The sequence below is a fragment of the Archangium violaceum Cb vi76 genome, assembly GCF_000733295.1.
Classification (GTDB): Bacteria; Myxococcota; Myxococcia; order Myxococcales; family Myxococcaceae; genus Archangium; species Archangium violaceum.
The window spans coordinates 1-4724 of the sequence record NZ_JPMI01000153.1; the positions used below are offsets into that span (position 1 = coordinate 1).

General features: G+C 70.5%; 3 protein-coding genes. 2 read left to right on the forward strand and 1 reads right to left on the reverse strand.

Annotation, left to right across the window (positions count from 1 at the left end; genetic code table 11):
- A partial coding sequence (locus Q664_RS22415; protein WP_369406340.1) for an RCC1 domain-containing protein occupies positions 1-1084 on the forward strand: 1084 nt, incomplete at its 5' end.
- On the opposite strand, the gene Q664_RS22420 is transcribed toward Q664_RS22415, so the two are convergent.
- A complete protein-coding gene (locus Q664_RS22420) occupies positions 1050-3998 on the reverse strand; it encodes a DEAD/DEAH box helicase (protein WP_043399176.1) in 2949 nt (982 codons plus the stop codon). The genes Q664_RS22415 and Q664_RS22420 overlap by 35 nt on opposite strands.
- Positions 3999-4389: 391 nt before the next feature.
- Between Q664_RS22420 and Q664_RS22425 the strand changes: the two genes are divergently transcribed.
- A partial coding sequence (locus Q664_RS22425; protein WP_043399179.1) for an RCC1 domain-containing protein occupies positions 4390-4724 on the forward strand: 335 nt, incomplete at its 3' end.

A 4724-nucleotide genomic window follows, 5' to 3' on the forward strand; every position in this document is an offset into this window, starting at 1 on the left:
TGACAATTCCTCCGGCCAGCTCGGTGGAGGGACGGACATCCGGCGGGCCACTCCGATGCAGGTGATGAACCTCCCGGAGGCCGTGGACGTCTCGGCCGGCTACGCCCATTCCCTGGCGCTGCGCGCGGACGGCACCGTCTGGAGCTGGGGTGCCAACTTCAGAGGCCAGCTCGGGCGCCCCGCCAGCTCCATCGACTCCACCCCGGCGCAGGTGCCCGGCCTCACGGGCATCGTGGCAGCCAAGGCGGCGGGCCTCTCGTCCCTGGCGCTGCGTGCGGACGGCACTGTCTGGGCCTGGGGCGCCAACGCGGAGGGGCAGCTCGGACGTCCCTCCAACCACAGCGCCAACCCTACCCCGGCGCAGGTGCCGGGCCTCACGGGCGTGGTGGCCCTCGCGAGCAGCGGTCAATACGTCCTGGCGCTGCGCGCGGACGGCACCGTCTGGGCCTGGGGCTTGAACTCGACGGGCCAGCTCGGGCGGCCCTCCACCTACGTCGATCCCACGCCAGCGCGGGTGCCGGGCCTCACGGGCGTGGTGTCTCTCTCGGCGGCCTCCCAGCACGCCCTGGCGCTGCGCGCGGACGGCACCGTCTGGGCCTGGGGCGCCAACTGGCAGGGGCAGCTCGGGGATGGCACGCGGATGAACCGGAACACCCCGGCCCCCGTGCCGGGCCTCACCGGCGTCACGGGCATCGCGGCGGCCACGGCAAGCTCACTGGTGGTACGCCAGGACGGCACGGTGTGGGGCTTCGGATCCAACGACTTCAACCTGTTGTCCGCCACGGATGAGAGCCTCTCCCTCGTTCCCGTCCAGCGCCCGGGCCTCAGAGGCGTGAAGGCACTCGCCACGAACAGCTACACCGTCCTGGCCCAGCGCGAGAACGGCACCGTCTGGGCCTGGGGCAGCAACGCGTTCGACCAGATCGGTGATGGGGTGTCGAGCCACCACGCCACCCCTGCCCGCACGCGGCTGCCCCGCCGCCTCACGGGAATGGCGTCCGCGGACCACCTGACCTCGGAAGTGGAGCACTTCCCGGCCTCCGGGAGCCTCAGGAGAACAGCTCGAGCAGATCCTCGCGGGTGATGGCCGTCGCGCCCGCCGCCTCGCTCAGGGCCGCCTCGAAGAGGGCGCGCTTCTTCTCCTGGAGTCCCAGGATGCGCTCCTCCACCGTGCCCTGCGACACCAGCCGGTACACCATCACCGGGCGCTCCTGGCCGATGCGGTGGGCGCGGTCCGCCGCCTGCGCCTCGGCCGCCGGGTTCCACCAGGGGTCCATCAGGAACACGTGGTCCGCCGCGGTGAGGTTCAGGCCCGTACCACCGGCCTTGAGCGACATGAGCAGCACCGGTGCGCCCTCTGGAGTCTGGAAGCGCGCGGTGATGTCCCCGCGATTCGTCGTCGTTCCATCCAGGCGATCGAAGCCGATGCCGGCCGACTTCAGGTGCGGCTCGATGAGGTCCAGCAGCGAGGTCCACTGCGAGAACACCAGCGCCTTGTGCCCATCGGACACGGCGGTGCCGAGCGCCTCCACGAGCGTCTGCACCTTCGACGACGAGTTGGCCTGCTGGCCCGGGACGAGCGCCGGGTGACAGGCCGCCTGACGCAGCCGGAGCAGGGCCTCCAGGGCCTTCAGCACGCTGCCGCCCTCGTTGAGCAGGGCGACCACCTCCGCGCGCGTCGCCGCCATCACCGCGTCGTAGACCGAGCGCTCCTTCTCATCCAACGACACGTGCATCACGGACTCGGTGCGCGGCGGCAGCTCGGGCGCCACATCCCGCTTGAGCCTGCGCAGGACGAAGGGACGGATGCGCTTGCGCAGTTGCTGCGCCGCCTCGGCGCTCCCATCCGAGATGGGCCGGGCCACCTTGTCCTCGAACTGCCGGCGTCCCCCGAGCAGACCCGGGTTCGTGAAGTGCATCAGGCTCCAGAGCTCCTCCAGCCGGTTCTCCAGCGGCGTACCGCTCAGCGCCAACCGGAACTGGGCCTGGAGCCCGAAGGCCGCGCGCGCCACCTGGCTCTCCGGGTTCTTGATGGCCTGGGCTTCGTCCAGCACGACGGCGTCCCAAGTACGCCCACCGAGCACCGCCGCGTCCAGGCGGAGGATGGCGTACGTGGTGATGGTGACATCGGCGGCCTCGTCCAGGGCGCGGCCGGGGCCGTGGTACACGCACACCTTGAGCGACGGGCGGAAGCGCTTGAGCTCCGCGGCCCAGTTCGGGAGCACGCTGGTGGGGCAGACCACGAGCGTACGAGGCCCCAACACGCAGAGGGTCTGGAGCGTCTTTCCGAGGCCCATGTCGTCGGCGAGGATGCCGCCGAGCCCCGAGCTCTTGAGGAAGCCGAGCCAGCTCACGCCCTGCTGCTGGTAGTGGCGCAGCGTGGCGGTGAGGTCCTCCGGCAGCGTGGGCGCGGGGAGCTTCTCGAAGCCCTCGACCAGCGGCGCCAGCCTGTCCAGCCCCGGCGGAGGCGGCTGCTCGAGCGTCTCACACAGCGCGCTCAGCTCCGGCAGGGCGTGGTTGGAGACCTTGCCATCCGCCTGGCGCGCGGCCAGGAGGTCCGTGACGCGCTGCCCGTTCTTGTCCAACCAGGCGCGAGGCAGCGGCGCCCAGCCACCGCCCTCCAGGGGCACGAGCCCCAGGCCCTCGTTCCACGCGCGGATGACCGCCGCCGCGTCCACGGTGTGCGTCGTGCCCTTGTCCCCTTCCACCTGGAACTCGAGCGTGAAACGCACATCGGGAATCCCGGCTCCGGTGACGGCGGACTGCACCTCGAGCTTCGGGCGGAGCTGGACGTTCGGGCTCACGATGCCCGCGGCGTCACCGGAGAGGTCTCCGCGCCAACGGCGGATCTTGTCCGCGAAGCGCACCATCTCCTGGCCCTGCACCGTCAGCCGCCGTCCGGGCACCAGGTTCAGCTCGTCCCGGAGTGAATGGAGGAGCCGCTGTTCGGCCGCCTCGTCGCGCAGGGGCACGGCCCCGCGCAGGTAGACCATCCGGCCGTTGTCGATCCGCACCGACGGCGGCGCTCCATAGACGAGCGTGGGCAGCACGGACAGCCCGGACTCGAGCTGGTTGAGTTCCAGCAGGATGCGCGGCTTCAGGTCACGGTCGATGGCGGGCAGACGCTTGCTGCGGACCTCGACCGGCATGCGGCGGCCCAGCTCCGGGAGCACCTTCGAGGTGATCTCCCCCATCTGCTCGGGCGCGAAGGTGCGGACGACCGGAAGGTTCTGGAGCCACGGCCCCGTCATCGCCGTCTCGCCCATGCGCGCCAGGGCGTCTCCGAGCAGCGCGACCCCGGGGCTCACGACATCCACGACACGGGGATCCTTCGCCACCGTCACCACCAACTGCCCGCCCCGGTCCTCGGCCACGGCCCGCGGAAACACGACCTCCTCCGAGACGGCGACGGGCCGCCCGTCGAGCAACACGTTGCGCGCGGACTGGAGCACCTGGAGCAGCGCATCCAGCCGCTCGGGAGGAAGCGCGCCCCGGGTGCGTTTCTCCAGGAGACGATCCGCGAGGAGATCCGACTGCTCGACCTGGAGGGTGGCGGCCTTCGCGGGCCTGGCCATCAGGGCGGCGAGGCTGTCCTCGAGGGGCTCCTCCTTTCCATCGGGGTGCGCGAGCGTACGGTGGAGCTCCAGCCCGCCGGAGACCCGCGTGAAGTGGTAGACGACGCGGGTCCACTTCTTGGTGACCGTCTCCAGCGGGGTGTCCTGCTTCTCCGCCTGCTGGACGAAGATGGCCGCCGCCACCACGTGCTCGCACGGGTCCACCCGGCCGGGGCAGTCGCACTCCCAGACGGCGTCGTTCGGGTACAGGGTGACCGTGAGGGCAACCGGGCGGCCCGGCGCCTTGACCCTCAGCTCCAACTCCGTGGGCTTCTGGGACTGGAGTGAAACGGCCCCATTGCGGGAGAGGGTCACCCCGGTGGTCCAGATACCGGGGCGGGCTTCCTTTCGAACGGCTTCGAGCAGTTGGGCGGTCGCGGACATGGGAGATGGGACTCCCTACGCTCCGGGGCGGCGCCGCGCAACGCCCGCGAGCACCTGTCTGGGGACCCAGCGACGAATCTGGGCACACTCTGCGACGAAATTTGTCACCTGTGGCCCAGCAGGCAGGAAGGCAGGCGTCCGCTGATTCCGGGGGTTTGGCGGAACCTGTCCTCTGGCATGCGATGTGCTCAGGGCCAGACACCCCTGCGTCAAACCAGACACGCATGAGGCACAACCCTCTCAGGAGAAAAATCCCAAGATGAGAAACTTGTGGATGGCATTGCTCTGGGCCGTCTTGTTGACCGGCCATGTTGGCGCGCAGGCAGCACAACCCCCGTCACATGCGGCCCGCCCTCTCCGAGGCGTCCTCTCGACGAGTGGGGGCTCTAGCGTGGAGCTGGGCGAGGGGCATACCGTGGCGCTGGATGCGAATGGCTCCGTCTGGAGTTGGGGCAACAATGGGAATGGCCAGCTCGGGGACGGAACGAGGCGGGAACGTGCCCTGCCGACCGAGCTCGAAACCATTGCCCGGGTGAAGTTCATCGACACCGGCACCAGGCACACCGTGGCACTGCGCGAGGATGGCACCGTCTGGACCTGGGGCGCCAACCGGATGGGCCAGCTCGGACGGCCCGCATCCGTCTCCGAGCCCACACCGGCGAGGGTGCCAGACCTCACGAGCGGAGTGGCCGTCGAGGCCGGCGGCGACCATTCCCTGATGCTGCG

What these genes read in the sequence shown, in the direction of transcription:
- Q664_RS22420 (WP_043399176.1), bottom strand. Translation starts at nt 3,998, where the DNA reads ATGTCCGCGACCGCCCAACTGCTCGAAGCCGTTCGAAAGGAAGCCCGC.